The sequence below is a fragment of the Anaeromassilibacillus sp. An200 genome, from assembly GCF_002160025.1.
Taxonomy (GTDB): Bacteria; Bacillota; Clostridia; order Oscillospirales; family Acutalibacteraceae; genus Caccousia; species Caccousia stercoris.
Window position 1 is genome coordinate 55,465 of the sequence record NZ_NFJU01000013.1, and the last position, 15,296, is coordinate 70,760.

A 15,296-nucleotide genomic window follows, 5' to 3' on the forward strand; every position below is an offset into this window, starting at 1 on the left:
ACCGCCATGGAACTGATTGTTTTGCTGCTGCTCCTTGTCGCCGCCATTTGGCTGCAAGGTGTCTTGTACCGAAAGTATGCCTTTCGCCGTTTGGACTACTCCTGTTCGCTGGACCGGCGCGAAGCCGTTGAGGGGGATCGTATCCGGCTGCAAGAGGTCGTCTCCAACCGCAAGCTGCTGCCGCTGCCTTGGCTCAAATCGGAAATCACCACCTCCAAATGGCTGGAATTTTCCGAACTGCAATCCGTTGTTACGGGAGACACGCGCTTTATTTCCAGCTTTTTTCTGGTACGGAGCTTTCAGCGCGTTACCAGAACCTGGGAGGGGCGCTGCCTCAAACGCGGGGTGTTCACCATTGAAAAGACAGTCCTTGTGGCCTCCGATCTCCTTGGCGGGGCCTCCTTTTCCTCGACTGCTCCAGCGGGAAGTCAAGTGGTAGTATTCCCGAAAGCGCTGGATCTCGAGGAGAATTTTATCTCGATAAGCCGGAACATGGGAGAAACCTGCGTGCGCCGCAGCCTTCTTCCGGATCCCTTTTTCATTGCGGGAGTGCGGGAATACCAGCAGGGAGATCCGATGAACCACATTCACTGGCCCGCTACTGCGCGGGAAGGCCGCCTGATGGTCTACCAGAACGATTCCTCCTCCTCACAGAGCCGGGCTGTCATTCTCAATATGCAGACGCGCGAATATGCCAATTCCGGCGCAGTGGACGCCGATCTGCTGGAAAACGCCATCCGCACCTGCGCCGCTCTCTTTGAGCAGACAGCCGGAGAAAACATCCCTCTGCGTTTTCTGGCCAACACACCGGATGCCATTGCAACCGAAGAAGCCTGGGGAGAAAGCTGCCTGCACAGCCTTTTGGAGCTTCTGGCCCGCCTTCCCTTAAAGAGCGGCGAGCATTTTCCCTTTTACCTCAACGCCCTTCACGACAGTTTGACGGCAACCGATATCATCCTTGTGACCTGCTATCTCGATGACGCGATTCTTCGCTTCGCCCATGATAAGATGGACGCCGGTGTTCCGATACGCCTGTATCTTCTGGATCCCAATCCCCTTCCTGCGGAAGCGGGCGATCTGGATATCTGTATGGTACAGGCGCCGTCCGCGCAGAAGGGAGGCGCGGCGTTATGACACAGTCCAAAGGATCGCGCCTGCTGCGGGTTCTCAAGCTGCTGGGCCTTCTGGCTGCATTCCTGCTTCTTTACCCTCTCTGCTATCTTGCCTGGTTTCTGCGTGGAGAAGCCTCCGTCCCACTCTCTCTTTTGGGGGAAGCGGCCGTCATTGTCTGCGGTTTCTGCGGAGCTGGTCTTCGCACACTTCTGGATCGCCGTAAGCACCCCCTTCCAGCGGGAAATATCCTTCTCCTGCTTGCAGGGATTTTGCTCTCCTTGGCTGTCTTTTTTCTTTTCGGAGCCAACCTCCTGCCCGGCCTGCCGCTGGCTGTCTCCTGCCTGGCGGCCTTCCTTGTTGGAGATCGGATGACGCTTCTTCCCTATGACACTGTTGCAACCCGTGCCTTTTTCACCATTGCCCTTGTCGGATATCTGGGATGCGGCGCCGCCGTCTGGGCGCTCCAATCTCTGCGGGGATTCTCCGGAAGCTGTCTCCCCCTCGCCATTTTGCTGTTCTGCACGCTGGGAATCCATGAGCTGTCCTGCAACCAGGCACAGATTGACTTTCTGATGCAGCGGCGCGGTCACCGGATGGATCAGCTTCCATCGAAAATCCGCCGCTATAATCTTGCGCTGGTGCTTGTAGTGCTGCTTGCCATTCTGGTCTGCCTGCTGTTTTATCGTCCTCTTGGTGCGGCAATCGCCTTTGTGCTGGATCTGGTGCGTCAGCTTGCTGTTCTGATTCTTCAGGGACTCCTGTATCTGTCCTCTCTTTTTTCTTCTTCCGATGAAATCAGCACAGGAGAAGAAATGCAGGATCCTTCCGATTTTTTCCCTTCGCAGGGCGAAGAACAAGCGGGACCGGATTGGGTGACGCCCCTTCTTCTGCTGGCAGCCGCTGCTCTGCTGATTTGGAAACGCCGTGTGATCGGAAATGCTGTCCGGCAGGTACTGCTTGCTTTGATCCACCGTCTGCGTGCGCTGTTTGCCGTTCGCCGCCGTGCACCGCACAGCGAAGAGGAAACCGGATATTTCGATACGGTAGAAGAGCTGACCCATGATCGAGAGAGCCTGCACTTGTTTTCCCCCTCCTCCGCGCGAATCTGGAGACGCGATCTGCGGGCGCTGCGCAGGATGCCCGACGGAACTGAAAAACTTCGGCATGGCTACGCCCTGCTGGCCCGTGGTCTCAAGCTGGCTGGCGTGGAGCTTTTGCCCAGCGATACGCCAGAGGAGCTTTTGCGGCGAGCCTCCGAAGCCGCACCGGGTCTTGGAGCGGAGCACGCCGTTGCGGCTTACGAGCAGCTGCGCTATAACGAGGAAGAGGCTGCTCCCACCTCTCTCTCTGAAATGCTTTCCCTGCTGGAGCGTCTGTCCAAACGGTTTTAACGTGCATTTTTAATTTTCTGAAAACACTGTTGCGAAGCCTTGACATCCCGATAAAAACAGGATAGAGTTACATTTAGAAGGAATCTTTCAATTAGGAAAGAGAAGGGAGGATGTTATGAAAAAAATAATAGGGATTCTTCTCGCTGTCTGCCTGGTATTCTCATGTGCAGCCTGCGGCGGCGGAGAGAAAAAGCCTTATGCTTCCGTGGAGGAATTCGTGCAGTCCGAGGAGGTCCAGCAGCAAGTGCAGAAGGCTTCCGAACAGTATCAAGCGGACGGCCTGACCATTACGGCTTCGGCGGATGGAGATAAGCTCGTTTTCACTTATGCCGTTTCCACACAGATTGATGCGGCCGCTACCATCCCCGCTTTGGAAATGGAGTTTGATGCACAGGCTTCCTCCTTCACAGAGGTCATCCAGCAGATGCGCGAACAGATCGATGTGGAGAACCCTTCCATCGTTCTGCGCTATGTTAACGCGGACGGCAGCGAGATTCTGTCCCGTGAGTTCACAGGCAGCGTGGAAAGCGAAGCTTCCTGAAAGGGCGTAAATTATATATAAAATAGCAAAAAGAAGAGAGTGGCCGTTTGCCACTCTCTTCTTTCTGTTTGACATCACAACCACACTCTTACGGCAAAGTTGCCTTTGAAAAAGTAGGTGTTCATGTAATGTCCATCTGGTGGCTCAAAAGCGATCTCATACGAACACTCAGAATCTGCACTGTCGAGACTATCCACAATAGACGGCTCCAGCGGAACATCAATCCCACTCTTTCCTCCAATGTGAAACTCAAGCTTGAAATGATCCTCGTACAGATATACGGCAACCAGAAAGGCATCGAACAGCTTCGCCTGAAAGGCTCTGTCCTCGACGCTGCCGTCACGGTAAAGAGACAGCGCAGAAATAATATCGTCGCGTGAGAAGGAAACCAGGGAGGCATTTTCTTCGGCAAGCCGTGAAACAAGCATGGCTTGTTCCCGTTCAAGTTCCAGGAGACGTTCTTTTGTGGACTCCGTGATAATTCCCATTTCAATGGCTGCGAGAAGATTCTTCGTGGCCTTTTTGTTTTCGGCGAGCTGGGCTTCGAGGGCTCCGATGCCGGTTTCACCCCGATAATCCTTCGCCCAGGCAATCGCTTTGTCTGCAAGCCACTCAATCACGTCATCACGCAAGATGTACTCTTTCATCGCAGCGGCGACCTGCCGCTCGATGACATCACGGCGGATATTCTGCTTCTTGCAGCTCTTCTCCTGTCGCCGTTTCTGGCATATATAATAGTGGTGCAGCTGCCCGTTTTTGCCGGTGCCGGAGACGCCGACCATCGGGCTCTTGCAAAGCCCGCAGAACAGCTTTCCTGTCAAAAGATAATCGCCTCCGCCGCGCGGTCGACCTTGTGGATTATTTTTCGTTTTCAGCACCTCCTGTACCCGATAGAAAAGCCCTTTATCCACAATCTGCGGAATGCCCCCTTCTACGCGAATGTCTCCATAAATATACACACCGGTATAGCGCTCGTTCGAGAGCAGTGCGTGAAAGCTGCTCCTCCCCCACCGGCCGCCGCGGCTTGTTTTTACGCCGCGGGCGTTGAGATCCTCGGCGATAGAGACAAACGGCTCGCCACAGGCGACGCGGCCAAAAATCTCCCGCACAATTTCATCGTTCGGCGGGTCGAGAACATAGTGAAGATTTTCGTCCTTTTTGTAACCGAGCGGCAGCGTTCCATTCGTGACCTTGCACTGCATCGCGTTGTCACGCAGGCCTCGGCGGATATCCTCGGCCATATTTTCAGAATAGAACTGATTGACGTTCATCATCGAGCGCAGGGCAAAGCGCCCAGCGGCTGTGTTATCGAAGTCCTCTTCCGCGTAGAGCACGCGCACGCCCAGTTCGTTGAGACGGGCTTCGTTCATCATCGCCTGCAGCATGTTGCGGCCCATCCGGTTCGACTTCCAGGCGACAACATACTGAAATTTCCGCTTTTCCGCGTCTTTCATCATCCGCTGGAAGTTCGGGCGTCGATCCGTCTTACCAGAGATGGCTCTATCCTCATACGTTGCCGCGATATGGATGCCCTGCGCCTTCGCAAAAACCAGACACTCCCGCACCTGCTGCTCAATACTGGCATCCTTCTGTGCGTGGCTGCTGTAGCGGGCATAGATGACGCCGGTTTTCTCTCCAGACGTTTCCGCTTTTTTGCCCATACGCTCACCCGCCCTGCTCGATCTCCACTTCGGCCTTGGCGACGCCATATATTGCCTCTGATGTCGTAAATTCCTTTTCATCGATAAGAACGGCAGCGATTTCCTCCGATGTAAAGTCCGTCCCCCGCATGTAGGCCAGCGCAATACGGAATGCTTGTTCATTCCACACATCACCGCAATGATCCGCTGCCCAGTACGCGTCATCAGAAGAAAATCCGTCTTCGCGCAGACGATCGATCAATGCACTGCGGGAGAGCGGCTCGGCGTCAAGCAAATCGAGCGCATAGGTTAGTGCGTCAATATTTTCCTGTGTATACGGAGGTTCGGAGGGAGCAAGTTCTTCCCTCACTTTTTCGAGCTCCGCAGAAATCTCTGCGGAGGCCGAGGCTGCCAACGCATCTTCCTCCGCCTGCCTCGACCTGTCTGCAACAGAAATGATGATACCCACGGCAATAGCGGCAAACACAACGAACAGTACGATTCTCATCACCCATGTTTGAGTATCTCCCTGCTGCCTTTCACTCGATTGCTGCAGATCCGGCTCTTCCTCCGGCAGCTGTTCTGAGAATTCCGATACAGAGGCTTCTTCAGAAAGCTGATTTTCTTCCGGCAGAGAGCTCTCGTTCATGTTCTTGCGATCATCCATACATGGTTCCTCCCTTCTTCTATAATTTATTTCACCCTGCTCAAAAACGCGACAGCCTTGCCGAGAATCCGGAAATCCTGCAGCTGCTCGCCGCTATACACGAGCGGCGGGTATTGGGGATTCTCCGGCTGCAATACGACCTGCCCCGGATACTTGTACACTCGCTTGAGCGTGGCCTCGTCCCCAATCAGTACGGCGGCGATTTCTCCGTTTTCCACGTCGGGCTGCTCCCGAATATAGACCAGATCGCCGTCGTAGATACGGGCGTTTATCATGCTGTCCCCCCGGCAGCGGAGAGCGAAATCCGCCTCCACTTCATCGGCCGCTTCGACATACCCCTCAAGATTTTCCTCCGCCAGGATCGGCTCGCCGCAGGCAATAGTGCCGAGGAGCGGGACGCGCTTTGTTTTGGGGAGAGGGAGAATATCAGGGGACTGCGGGAAATCGGAGGCTTTCTCTCGTTCCATGGGAACATCCAGGCCCATGAGCCATGATTCACTAACACCCAGCGCAAGGCCAAGAATGGTCAGCTTCCATTGCCCGGGAATCACTTTTCCATTTACGAACTGACTCAGATCACTTTTGTTTAGTTTGATATGGTATTTATCACAGTAGGGTTGCGCCATTTGCAAAATGTCTGCTTGCTTCAAACTTCTTTCAACCATTATTTGTTTTAATCTTTGTGCTGTAGTCTGCATAGTAAAGAGGCTTCCCTCCCTTCTGTTTTAAAGAATATCATAAATTGAAGATAAGTTCAATATAAAAAACAAAATAATTCAATTTTTTGAATATCCTATTGACTTTCATGAGTGCAAGCGGTAATATGATGACAGAAAGTTCAATATTGAACAATGAAAAGAGGTGAATATGATGCCTTATAACTATGCAGCACTCCTCGGGAAAATCGTTGAGACGTTTGGCACACAGGCAAAATTCTCTAAAGCGATCGGGCTGTCTGAACATACTGTTTCGCAAAAATTGAACGGAAAATCTGAATGGAAGCAGACAGAGATCCTCAAGGCGTGTAGCCTTATGGGAATTGAGAAGGAACATATACCCAAATATTTTTTTGCTATATAAGTTCAATATTGAACTTATGCGTATTAACTTTAAGAACAAAGAAATGAGCGCTATATGTTAACCAACTATCTGAACTCTCTTCTGGGGAAGGAATTTGCTCTTGAGATTGTAGATGCACTCCGGAATCAGAAAACCATTCTGATTCGCGGGGCGCAAGGCTCCACGGGGAAAACGACACTGTGCCGCATCCTTCGGGAACACGGAGTCGCCGCCGTGGAAGAGAAGGACGTTTATGAGGTGATTCTGGATACCCCTCTCGAAAACCGTATCCCGCATTTTAATCCGGAAACCATTTCGAAATCCTGAAAGGAGAATGCCCCATGAAACCCACCACCCCCGCCGCGGTGCGGCTGCCGCAGATGCGGCTTGACTTTGCCCCGCAGGATATTCCCGAGCACGTCCTGAAAATTATGGCTATGGCTTCCTGCGGCCTGACGGAGAAGATCCTTCGCGAGCCCGGAGGACGGGAACGGCTCGACGCCGAGACCAGGAGAAGAAAGCAGGGGATGACCGGATGATCCGCTGGACACAAGAGGAACTCGCGTCCATGCGCGAGTGGGATCGGCAGGTGGAACGCGACGCCGCGCCCAAGCGCAGCCCGGAAGGAAAAGCACGTGCAAAAGCCAGAGACGCCGCACGCCATCGTGCCCGCTGCGCTGCCAAAAAAACGGAGAAACAGGAAGAGGGAACAGAATGAATATCAAGACGCTTGCGTATATTCATCGGATTCTGAGCAGTCAGGAAAGAGTCTTGCAGAAGCTGTACGAAAAAGACGTCGAAAACAACGCCGGAGAGAGCACAATCGGCAGCAGTCTTACGAAATGGGAGGAAGCGAAAGAAGCACTCGCGGATTTCGAAGGAACTGAATGGTAGTTCCCCCCGCGCTGCGGCGTGTCATGTGATCATCTCGATTTCTACATAACAAGGAGGAATTTTCATGCGTCCCATAAACAACTGCAAAGCCTTCGCTGTCTACCTCTCCCTTTGCCGTCGACTTGAGCTTCCGGCCTCCACCAGCAATTTCCTCGAGTTCTGCCGTTCCGGCTATGACCTGCTCGCGCTCGACTGGCCGTGCCCCAGGAAGGAGGGATCACCGTGTACCAATGCGTCGTGATGATGGGCCGTCTGGTGGCGGACCCGCAGCTTTCGATGACAAAAAGCGAAATCCATGTAACGAGCTTCCGCATCGCGGTTGACCGTCCATACAAAACAAAGGACGGCACGCCCTCCGCCGACTTCTTCGATGTCATCGCCTGGCGCTCGCTTGCGGACTTTATCTGCAAGCATTTTCGTAAGGGAAAGCCAATTCTTTTGCAGGGCCGTATGGAAACGCGCTCCTACACCACCCAGCAAGGGGAAAAGAAATATATCACCGAGCTGATCGCTGAGCAGGCGCGGTTCTGCGGTGACAGCTCCGCGAAGCATGATGCGCCTCCCCTCCCCGAACCACCCGCAGCTGGCGCACAGGAGGACGAGGAAGGCGACACGCTCAGCGGGGACGACCTGCCGTTTTGACGGGGAAAGGATGTGATGCACATGAGCAGAGAAAAGAAAAATCTCCGCCGGCTGAGCGTTCTCGTCACCGCGCAGACAGCTGGAAACCTTAAAAAGCTGACGGCTATGGCGGGCTTCCGCGACCATGGACGGACAATCGACAAGCTCGTGCGCGAGAAGATGCTGAGCCTTCGGGGGAAGGATGTGTGCAAGCATGATGAATGAGCTTATCGTGGACAACTTCGCAGGTGGTGGAGGAGCCTCCACAGGAATTGAGTTGGCAACAGGCCGTCCCGTGGACATTGCTATCAATCATGATCCCGACGCCATTCTGATGCACCAAACGAACCATCCCTTCACACAGCACTACTGCGAAAACGTTTGGGATGTCGATCCCGTGAAGGTTTGTAAAGGTTGTCCAGTCGGTCTCGCATGGTTTTCACCGGATTGCAAGCACTTTTCCAAAGCCAAGGGAGCAAAGCCTGTCGATAAAAACATCCGCGGTCTGGCATGGGTAGCGCTTCGCTGGGCGGGGCTTGTTCATCCCCGCGTCATTATTCTGGAAAACGTTGAGGAATTCCAAACGTGGGGGCCCGTCAGGAAAGGAAAACCCGTTAAATCAAAGTCTGGACAAACCTTTCGCAAATTCATCCGTCAGCTCCGTGGGCTTGGATACGCCGTGGAATGGAAGGAACTTATCGCAGCAGATTACGGGGCGCCTACCACAAGAAAGCGTTTCTTCCTTGTCGCTCGCTGCGACGGCAGACCGATTGTGTGGCCAAAACCAACACACGCACCCAGGGACAGCGATACTGTAAACCGCGGCGAACTTTCGCCCTGGCATGGTGCGGCAGAAATCATTGACTGGAAACTTCCGTGTCCATCCATTTTCGAGAGCAAACAGCAGATCAAAGAACGATATGGCGTAACAGCGCAGCGCCCACTGCGGTCGAACACGATGCGGCGGATTATCCGTGGTGTGGACAAATTCACCATCAAAAGCAGGAGACCGTTCATTGTACAATGCAACCATATAGGAGCAGGACACATAAAAGATCCGGCTGCACCGCTGGGAACAGTGCTTGCTCACCATGCGGAAGGAATAGCGGAGCCTGTTATTGCGCCGGTTACATTTTCAAACACAGGAAGTTCCGTGGGAACAGGTGCGAAAGAACCGATACACACGATCAGAACGGCTGGCGGACAAATTCTATCAACGCCCTGCCTTATGGCCATCGGTCAGATCGGCGGCGGAGATAGAACCAGAAGTCTTCGAGTGCCAACGCATACGCAAGTTTCGAAAGCCGAGGAATGTGTTCTAGCGCCATCACTCATCCAGTATCACACAGAGCAGAGTGACCATGTCAGAGCGTCGCAGCTTGAGGAACCAATCAACACCATTGATGCTTCAAATCGCTACGGCTTATCCTCCGCCTGTCTGGTGGAATATTTCGGAAACGGGAATCCGCTCGATGTAACCAAGCCAACACATACAGTTACCACAAAAGATAGAGAGGCCGTAGTTGCCGCCCACATTTGCAAATTTAAAGGACAGGACTTAGGGCAGACGGTAAGTTCTCCCTTGCATACAATTACAGCCAGTCCGGGAGAGTTCGCAGAAGTAAAGGCTGTCATTGTGAAGTATCACCCAGATGCAGATATGAGATACTGGCCGGAAATCCGCGCGCTTTTGAATGAGCATTGCGGGTACGCACTTGCGGAAGATGAAGTTATCCTGCTGAGACTGGGGGAGGCATGGTATTTTATTGCGGACATTGGCCTGCGGATGCTTACGCCTCGGGAACTGTACAATGCAAACGGTTTCCCTGAGGACTACATCATCGACCATGATTATACCGGCAAGGAATACCAAAAGGCAAAACAGGTCGCCCGGTGCGGAAATGCTGTTCCGCCTCCTTTCGCTGCCGCACTGGTTCGGGCAAACCTGCCCGATTGGTGCACACAGCGATATGAGACCATGGCGCAGCTCAAGAAAGCAATTACAGCTTGAAACGAAGGAACGACTATGAGATATCAGTGCGATTGCCCGGAATGGGCGGAACGTCCCTGCGACAATCCAAATGAGGAGCTGGAATGTGAGGATTGTCAGTACGCCAGAGAACAGGAAGATGCGGAATGAAGCGGAATTGCCGTTCCGCAAACAAGGAGGAGCGTTTTATGGTCAGATATTTCAAGGCCACAGAAATTTCAGAGGAAGAATACATTGCAGCAACCGGGGAAGATTTGGGCTTTTGGAATGCGTGTGTGTCTCCTGAAAATGACGGTGTCTATGTCGCCCTGGATGAGGAGAGTGAGTATGAGTTTACGATAGAAATTTCAGACTTTGATGAGCTCCGCTCCCCGGAGGCCTCCTCATGAGCGCGCTGCAAAAGACCTCCTCCCCGCCCTCCCGGCCGCTCTCGGCGATTACGGAGGAAATCCAGTTTTACAAGGCGCAGGCGGGGCAATGCATCGTGGAAATCGGCAAGCGCCTGCTCGAGGCGAAGGAGCAGCTCCCGCACGGACAGTGGGAAGCCTGGCTCGAAAAGAGCGTGGAATTCACGCCGAGAACGGCGCAGAATTTCATGAAGATCGCATCTGAATTTGACCCAAAAACGAAACCGGTTTCGTTTTTGCCCTACACAAAGCTCCTCGCCCTGCTCCAGCTCCCGCCGGAGGAGCGGGAGGAATTTATCGCCGAGCCGCACACCGTGAACGGGCGGGAAAAGACGGTCGACGAGATGACAAAGCGCGAGCTGCAGGCCGCAATCAAGGAGAAAAACGAGGCTGTCAAGGCGCGGAAGGAAGCGGAATGGGAACTCTCCAAGGAACGCATCCGCGCCGAGCAGGCGGAAAAGGAAAAGGAAGGCCTTGTGTACAGCCTGCGCGCATCGCGCGATACTGCCGAGACCCTCCGCAAAAACATCGACGCGAAGGAAAACGCGCTCACGTCCCTGCGCGAGGAGGTCGATCGTCTGCGTGCCCGGCCGTATCAAAAGCCGGAAATTCCGGAATCGGAAAAGGAAGCCCTTCGGCTCGAGGGCGCGCGGGTGGCGAATGAGGCAAACCGCCGCCAGCTCGAAGCGCTGCGCGAAGAGCTCGAGGAGGCGAGGACCGCGAAGCTCGAGCCCGTCCCGGAGGACGAGGCCGTCGAGGCGGCTTTCCGCTTCAATCAGACGGTGCAGGCCGCGGCAGATCAGCTGCGCACGTTCTTCCGGCTTGTGCCGGTGGATGTGGCCGCACGGGAACTGGAGCTGTGTGCGCAGCGGCTGGAACGGCAGAGGGATGAGCTTTACACGATGGCGCAGCGCGCCGCGAATCTCGCTCTTGCGGATTCCGACGGCACGCTGCCGCCGATAGAGGAGGATGAATCATGAAAGCAATCTACAGCAAACGAATTTATGATACACAGAAAGCAGAAAAAATCCTGGACTTTGGCGACAACACGCTGTACCGCACGAAAAAAGGAAACTGGTTTCTCACGGACGCCTCCGGCGTGCAGCCCGCCCTCTACCCTGTCCCGCCGGAGCGCGCCGCTGTGTATGTGGGAATGTACGCCGCCGAGCGGTATGTCGAATTCTTTTCTGCGGCAGAATTGGAGGAAGCATGATGGCGGAAGTGGAACGTCAGCTGGCGATTGTCACAAATTCCTGCTGTGAGTTTTCCGGACATGGCAGGCCCATTTTTATTTTGTTTCTTCGGTTGGTTTCCGGGATGGATAAGGGGAAAAACCTGCAAAAAACATATCCTTACGGAGAGGAGCTTCCGGACTATCTGCGGCGGGATCTGCTGCGTCTTTCCTGTCCGGTTTCCAGTCCGAAGGACTTGCCGTTCCTGAAAGACAAGCTGCGCGGCGTGATGGTGCGCATCGCCCTGGAGGATGGCAAAATACATATCAACGATTATTTCGGGCGCGGAGACCCGAACAAATACCAATGACGGGGGAATGTCCATGGATACCCACATGATACCCTGGGAGCTGAAAGCTCTGCCGCAATGGGTATGCCACCGCTACCCGAATAAAATGCCCCTCTCCCCCTTCCCGGACGAGCGCGGGAAGCTTCCCCCTGCGGACTGCCGCAGCACGGCGACCTGGGGCACCTTTGAGGACGCCTGCCGCGCGATCAGGCAGTACGGTGCGAAGGGGCTCGGCATCCAGCTCGGCCGCGGCATCTGCGGAGTCGATCTTGACCACTGCGTGGAGGATGGCGAGCTGAGCACACTGGCCCGCGAATTTCTCTCTGCTCTGCACAGCTACGCGGAATTTTCCCCCAGTGGGACAGGCGTCCATATTCTGTGCAAGGGTTCTCTTCCGTCGCGGGAAGGGCGGAAGGTTCCCGCTCTCGGCCTTGAAATGTATGACTCAGGCCGCTACTTCACGGTGACGGGCTGTGCCGTCTGTGACGAGAACGGAAAACCATATCCGCTGCGCGACTGCTCCGCTGAGCTTGCCCGGCTGCATCAGAAATATTTTGCACGGGAGACGCCGGAACAGACAAAGCTGTCTCCGGCTCCCTCCCCCGTGCCGGGAACCGTCCGCGATATGAGCGACGATGAAATTCTTCGCATTGCTTTCCGATCCAGAAACGGGGAAGAAATGGAACGGCTGTACCGTGGAGACTGGAGCACCTCCCAGTATCCATCTCAAAGTGAAGCGGATTATGCGCTTGTCAATCACCTGGCGTTCTGGTTCAACGGTGACTTGGACCGGATCGACCGGGTGTTTCGCGCTTCCGGGCTTTTCCGGCCGAAGTGGGATCGATCGGCCGGAGGCGGCAGGACATACGGCCAATATACCATCCAACGCGCTGTGCGCCAGCTGCAAACCGGATTTGTCCCACGGGAACGGGAACACGCCGGCCGTCCCTCCAGACCTCCCCTTCCCGAAGAACCGCCGGAAAATTTCCGTTTCTCTCCCCCGCCTGCTTCCCCATCCGGGAACACACCCGCCGGGAGTCCGATTTCCGCCGATCCATCACTTTACACCTACGACGACACGGGAAACGCATACCGCTTCCGCGACGCCTATTACCGCGACGTCAAATTCAATCACATTGACAAGGTCTGGATGCACTGGGACGGATGCCGCTGGATTGAGGATCAGACAGGGCAGATCAAGCGTCTCGCGGATGAGCTTTTGCAGCGGCTTGTCCAGGACGCGGAAACTCTGCCGAACCGGGAAGAAATCCTCAAACATGTACGGCGTACGCGCTCCAGCAAAGCGAAGGAAGCCATGCTTCACGAAGCGCAGCATCTCACCGGCATTCCAATTTTGCCCAACGAGCTTGACCGCTACAAAGATGCCCTCAACGTCCGAAACGGGATTCTCGATCTCAAGACAGGACAGCTGCGTCCGCATGACCGGAAGCTCTGCTTCTCCATGCTTGCCGACGCTGAATATCTGCCCGACGCCGTGTGTCCCCGCTGGCTTGCCTTTCTTGACGAAATCACAGGCCACGACAAGGCGCTGCAGCTGTACATCCAGCGCATGGTCGGCTACTTTCTGACCGGCTCCACGCGGGAACAGTGCATGTTTTTCCTGTTCGGCAGCGGCTCCAACGGCAAGAGCACCTTTGTGAATACAATCTCCTCCCTGTTCGGGGATTACACGAAGAACGCGCAGGCCGAAACCATCATGCGCAATGACCGCGGCGGCGGCTCCGGCGCACGCTCCGACCTTGCCCGTCTCAAAGGCGTGCGACTGACAACGACCTCCGAGCCATCCGGCGGCTGTGTACTCGATGAGGCGCTCGTGAAAACCATGACCGGTGATGACGTGATTACGGCGCGGCGGCTCTACAAGGAGGAATTCGAGTTTCGGCCGGAGTTCAAAATCCTGATGGCCACTAACTACAAACCGATTATCAAGCACTCGGACTACGGCATCTGGCGGCGCATCCGGCTCCTGCCGTTCACCGTACAGATCCCGCCGGAGAAGAAGGATCCCCAGCTCGGCGACAAGCTGCGCGAGGAAAAGGCGGGAATCTTCCGCTGGGCGGTACAGGGGGCGATCGACTGGTACCGCGAGGGTCTGCCGCCGTGTCCGTGCATTGACCGGGCAAATGAGGAATACCGGCTGGAAATGGACAAGATGCAGCAGTTTGTGGGAGACTGTCTGACGCGGGAACCGGGCAGCACCATCCCCTCCGCTCGCCTTTACGACGTCTACCGCGCCTGGTGTACGGAGCATGGGGAACGTTTTCCCCTCTCGCAGGTACGTTTTTCCGGCGAGCTGCAAGACAATTACCACTTTGAACGACGAAAAACCAAAACCTGCAATGAATTTCTTGACGCAGCTCTCACTGAAACCGGACAGGAGCTCGCTCTTTCCGCACCGGAGAGCTTTCGGTGATCGATTTTTATGTCTTGGTGGAGGGTGGTGGAAGAGGTGGAGGGTTTCCCGAAACTTTTTCTTACTTTTTTCCTAGGGAACTTTTCCGAAAACCCTCCACACCCTCCACCACCCTCCACCACCCGCATTCCGCCTGGATTTTTTGCTCCTCCCCCTCCTTCGCAACCCTCCATAACCCTCCACCCTCTCACAAAATATTCTCTTTCTTTTTGTTTCTTTCCACCAAAAGAAAGAGAAAAGTTGAAAAGGAAAATCCCTTCACAGGAAACAGAAAGGACTTTCCGCTCCCCGACAACCTTCCACAACCCTCCACCCTTCACGCCAAACGAGAAGCGTTGTTTTTGTACAATGACGACAAAAGAAAGGATCGTGACGTCTATGACAGATTTTCAGCAGGAAAAGCTGCGCCGGTATCTGCTCGCCCGTGACCGTCTCCAGCGCAAATGCGAGGAGGTGAACCGCTGGAAGGGCATCCGTGCGGAGCTCACCGCCCTGGGCGGCGCACGCCCAGACGGACGAAGTCGGTCCGGCGGCGGGCAGGACACTCTCCTCGAATTGCGCGAGGAGCTGGAACGCGCTGCCCTCGAGACGAGGGAGCTCCGCCGCGAGCTGCAGAAGGCGCTCGCCCAAATGCCGGACGGCGACCTGCGCGGCCTGCTCGAGGATCGTTACCTCGTCGGGCGTTCGAAGCGCGAACTGATGGAGCACTACTGCCTTTCGGAGCGCAGTTACTACCGCCGCCTCACCCAGGCGGCGCGCTGCCTTGACCGGTGCAGCACATTCTTCCGCGCGCCCTCCTGAAAAGTTGGCGCGGAATGTCACGAAATGGCAGGGAACGGCACAGTTTGTCAGCTTGAAACGCACGCCGTTCTTGAAGTATAATCATCATGCAGAGGTGTTCCCGCAAGGGAGCGCCTCTTTTTTTCTGCCCGAATTTCTTTCGCGGGTCCTTCCGGAGGGCGACCCTCAAGTGCGGCGCATCCGAGCCCCGAAATCCGTCTGGATAAAAGCGAAAAAA

21 protein-coding genes are annotated in these 15,296 nt (G+C 55.0%); 18 read left to right on the forward strand and 3 right to left on the reverse strand.

Annotated features, from left to right (window positions below; all coding sequences use genetic code 11):
• Positions 1-6 precede the first annotated feature (6 nt).
• The 3 genes from B5F35_RS08235 to B5F35_RS08245 all read left to right on the forward strand — a co-directional run bounded on the left by B5F35_RS08235 (position 7) and on the right by B5F35_RS08245 (position 3,045).
• Complete coding sequence (locus tag B5F35_RS08235) at positions 7-1,134, forward strand: DUF58 domain-containing protein (RefSeq protein ID WP_087239880.1); 1,128 nt, start codon at positions 7-9, stop codon at positions 1,132-1,134.
• Complete coding sequence (locus tag B5F35_RS08240; protein ID WP_087239882.1) at positions 1,131-2,504, forward strand: DUF4129 domain-containing protein; 1,374 nt, start codon at positions 1,131-1,133, stop codon at positions 2,502-2,504. Before B5F35_RS08235 ends, B5F35_RS08240 begins: the two co-directional genes overlap by 4 nt.
• Before the next feature lie 115 nt (positions 2,505-2,619).
• Positions 2,620-3,045, forward strand: coding sequence for a DUF4854 domain-containing protein (locus B5F35_RS08245; RefSeq protein ID WP_087239884.1), 426 nt, complete (start codon positions 2,620-2,622; stop codon positions 3,043-3,045).
• 74 nt (positions 3,046-3,119) lie between these two features.
• Here B5F35_RS08245 and B5F35_RS08250 read toward each other — a convergent pair whose 3' ends face one another.
• From B5F35_RS08250 to B5F35_RS08260, 3 genes are read right to left on the reverse strand one after another with little or no spacing between them, the layout of a single operon-like run.
• On the reverse strand, positions 3,120-4,706 hold the full coding sequence (locus B5F35_RS08250; RefSeq protein WP_087239886.1) for a recombinase family protein: 1,587 nt from the start codon (positions 4,704-4,706) through the stop codon (positions 3,120-3,122).
• A 4-nt stretch (positions 4,707-4,710) separates the two neighbouring features.
• Positions 4,711-5,352, reverse strand: coding sequence for a hypothetical protein (locus B5F35_RS08255; RefSeq protein ID WP_087239888.1), 642 nt, complete (start codon positions 5,350-5,352; stop codon positions 4,711-4,713).
• A gap of 26 nt (positions 5,353-5,378) precedes the next feature.
• Positions 5,379-5,978, reverse strand: coding sequence for a LexA family protein (locus B5F35_RS08260; protein WP_206424034.1), 600 nt, complete (start codon positions 5,976-5,978; stop codon positions 5,379-5,381).
• Positions 5,979-6,222: 244 nt separating this feature from the next.
• Here B5F35_RS08260 and B5F35_RS08265 point away from each other — a divergent pair, with 244 nt between their 5' ends.
• The 15 genes from B5F35_RS08265 (at position 6,223) to B5F35_RS18700 (ending at position 15,079) form a co-directional block, all read left to right on the forward strand.
• A complete protein-coding gene (locus B5F35_RS08265) occupies positions 6,223-6,432 on the forward strand; it encodes a DUF739 family protein (RefSeq protein WP_087239892.1) in 210 nt (69 codons plus the stop codon).
• Between the two features lie 54 nt (positions 6,433-6,486).
• Positions 6,487-6,738: a hypothetical protein gene (locus B5F35_RS08270; protein ID WP_087239894.1), complete on the forward strand. Its 252-nt coding sequence runs from the start codon at positions 6,487-6,489 to the stop codon at positions 6,736-6,738.
• A gap of 14 nt (positions 6,739-6,752) precedes the next feature.
• Positions 6,753-6,950, forward strand: coding sequence for a hypothetical protein (locus tag B5F35_RS08275; protein ID WP_087239896.1), 198 nt, complete (start codon positions 6,753-6,755; stop codon positions 6,948-6,950).
• Positions 6,947-7,129 carry a hypothetical protein gene (locus B5F35_RS08280; protein ID WP_087239898.1) on the forward strand — a complete coding sequence of 61 codons (183 nt, stop codon included), beginning with the start codon at positions 6,947-6,949 and terminating at the stop codon, positions 7,127-7,129. The genes B5F35_RS08275 and B5F35_RS08280 overlap by 4 nt, the downstream gene beginning before the upstream one ends.
• Positions 7,126-7,305 (forward strand): hypothetical protein, encoded by a 180-nt coding sequence (locus tag B5F35_RS08285; RefSeq protein WP_087239900.1) that lies wholly within the window; start codon positions 7,126-7,128, stop codon positions 7,303-7,305. The genes B5F35_RS08280 and B5F35_RS08285 overlap by 4 nt, the downstream gene beginning before the upstream one ends.
• A gap of 64 nt (positions 7,306-7,369) precedes the next feature.
• A complete protein-coding gene (locus tag B5F35_RS18695) occupies positions 7,370-7,546 on the forward strand; it encodes a hypothetical protein (RefSeq protein WP_162611378.1) in 177 nt (58 codons plus the stop codon).
• Positions 7,528-7,947: a single-stranded DNA-binding protein gene (locus B5F35_RS08290; protein WP_140401181.1), complete on the forward strand. Its 420-nt coding sequence runs from the start codon at positions 7,528-7,530 to the stop codon at positions 7,945-7,947. The genes B5F35_RS18695 and B5F35_RS08290 overlap by 19 nt, the downstream gene beginning before the upstream one ends.
• 21 nt (positions 7,948-7,968) lie before the next feature.
• The gene (locus B5F35_RS08295; RefSeq protein ID WP_087239904.1) at positions 7,969-8,151 is read left to right on the forward strand and encodes a hypothetical protein; all 183 of its coding nucleotides are present in this window, start codon (positions 7,969-7,971) and stop codon (positions 8,149-8,151) included.
• Positions 8,144-9,937, forward strand: a complete 1,794-nt coding sequence (locus B5F35_RS08300) for a DNA cytosine methyltransferase (RefSeq protein ID WP_087239971.1) — start codon at positions 8,144-8,146, stop codon at positions 9,935-9,937. Before B5F35_RS08295 ends, B5F35_RS08300 begins: the two co-directional genes overlap by 8 nt.
• A gap of 167 nt (positions 9,938-10,104) precedes the next feature.
• Positions 10,105-10,305: a hypothetical protein gene (locus B5F35_RS08305; RefSeq protein ID WP_140401182.1), complete on the forward strand. Its 201-nt coding sequence runs from the start codon at positions 10,105-10,107 to the stop codon at positions 10,303-10,305.
• Complete coding sequence (locus B5F35_RS08310) at positions 10,302-11,303, forward strand: DUF3102 domain-containing protein (protein ID WP_087239908.1); 1,002 nt, start codon at positions 10,302-10,304, stop codon at positions 11,301-11,303. Before B5F35_RS08305 ends, B5F35_RS08310 begins: the two co-directional genes overlap by 4 nt.
• Positions 11,300-11,536 (forward strand): hypothetical protein, encoded by a 237-nt coding sequence (locus B5F35_RS08315; protein ID WP_087239910.1) that lies wholly within the window; start codon positions 11,300-11,302, stop codon positions 11,534-11,536. Before B5F35_RS08310 ends, B5F35_RS08315 begins: the two co-directional genes overlap by 4 nt.
• Complete coding sequence (locus tag B5F35_RS08320) at positions 11,536-11,865, forward strand: hypothetical protein (RefSeq protein ID WP_087239912.1); 330 nt, start codon at positions 11,536-11,538, stop codon at positions 11,863-11,865. The genes B5F35_RS08315 and B5F35_RS08320 overlap by 1 nt, the downstream gene beginning before the upstream one ends.
• A 13-nt stretch (positions 11,866-11,878) precedes the next feature.
• The gene (locus B5F35_RS08325; RefSeq protein ID WP_162611379.1) at positions 11,879-14,278 is read left to right on the forward strand and encodes a phage/plasmid primase, P4 family; all 2,400 of its coding nucleotides are present in this window, start codon (positions 11,879-11,881) and stop codon (positions 14,276-14,278) included.
• Positions 14,279-14,656: 378 nt separating this feature from the next.
• A complete protein-coding gene (locus B5F35_RS18700) occupies positions 14,657-15,079 on the forward strand; it encodes a DUF1492 domain-containing protein (RefSeq protein ID WP_242969445.1) in 423 nt (140 codons plus the stop codon).
• Positions 15,080-15,296: the final 217 nt, after the last annotated feature.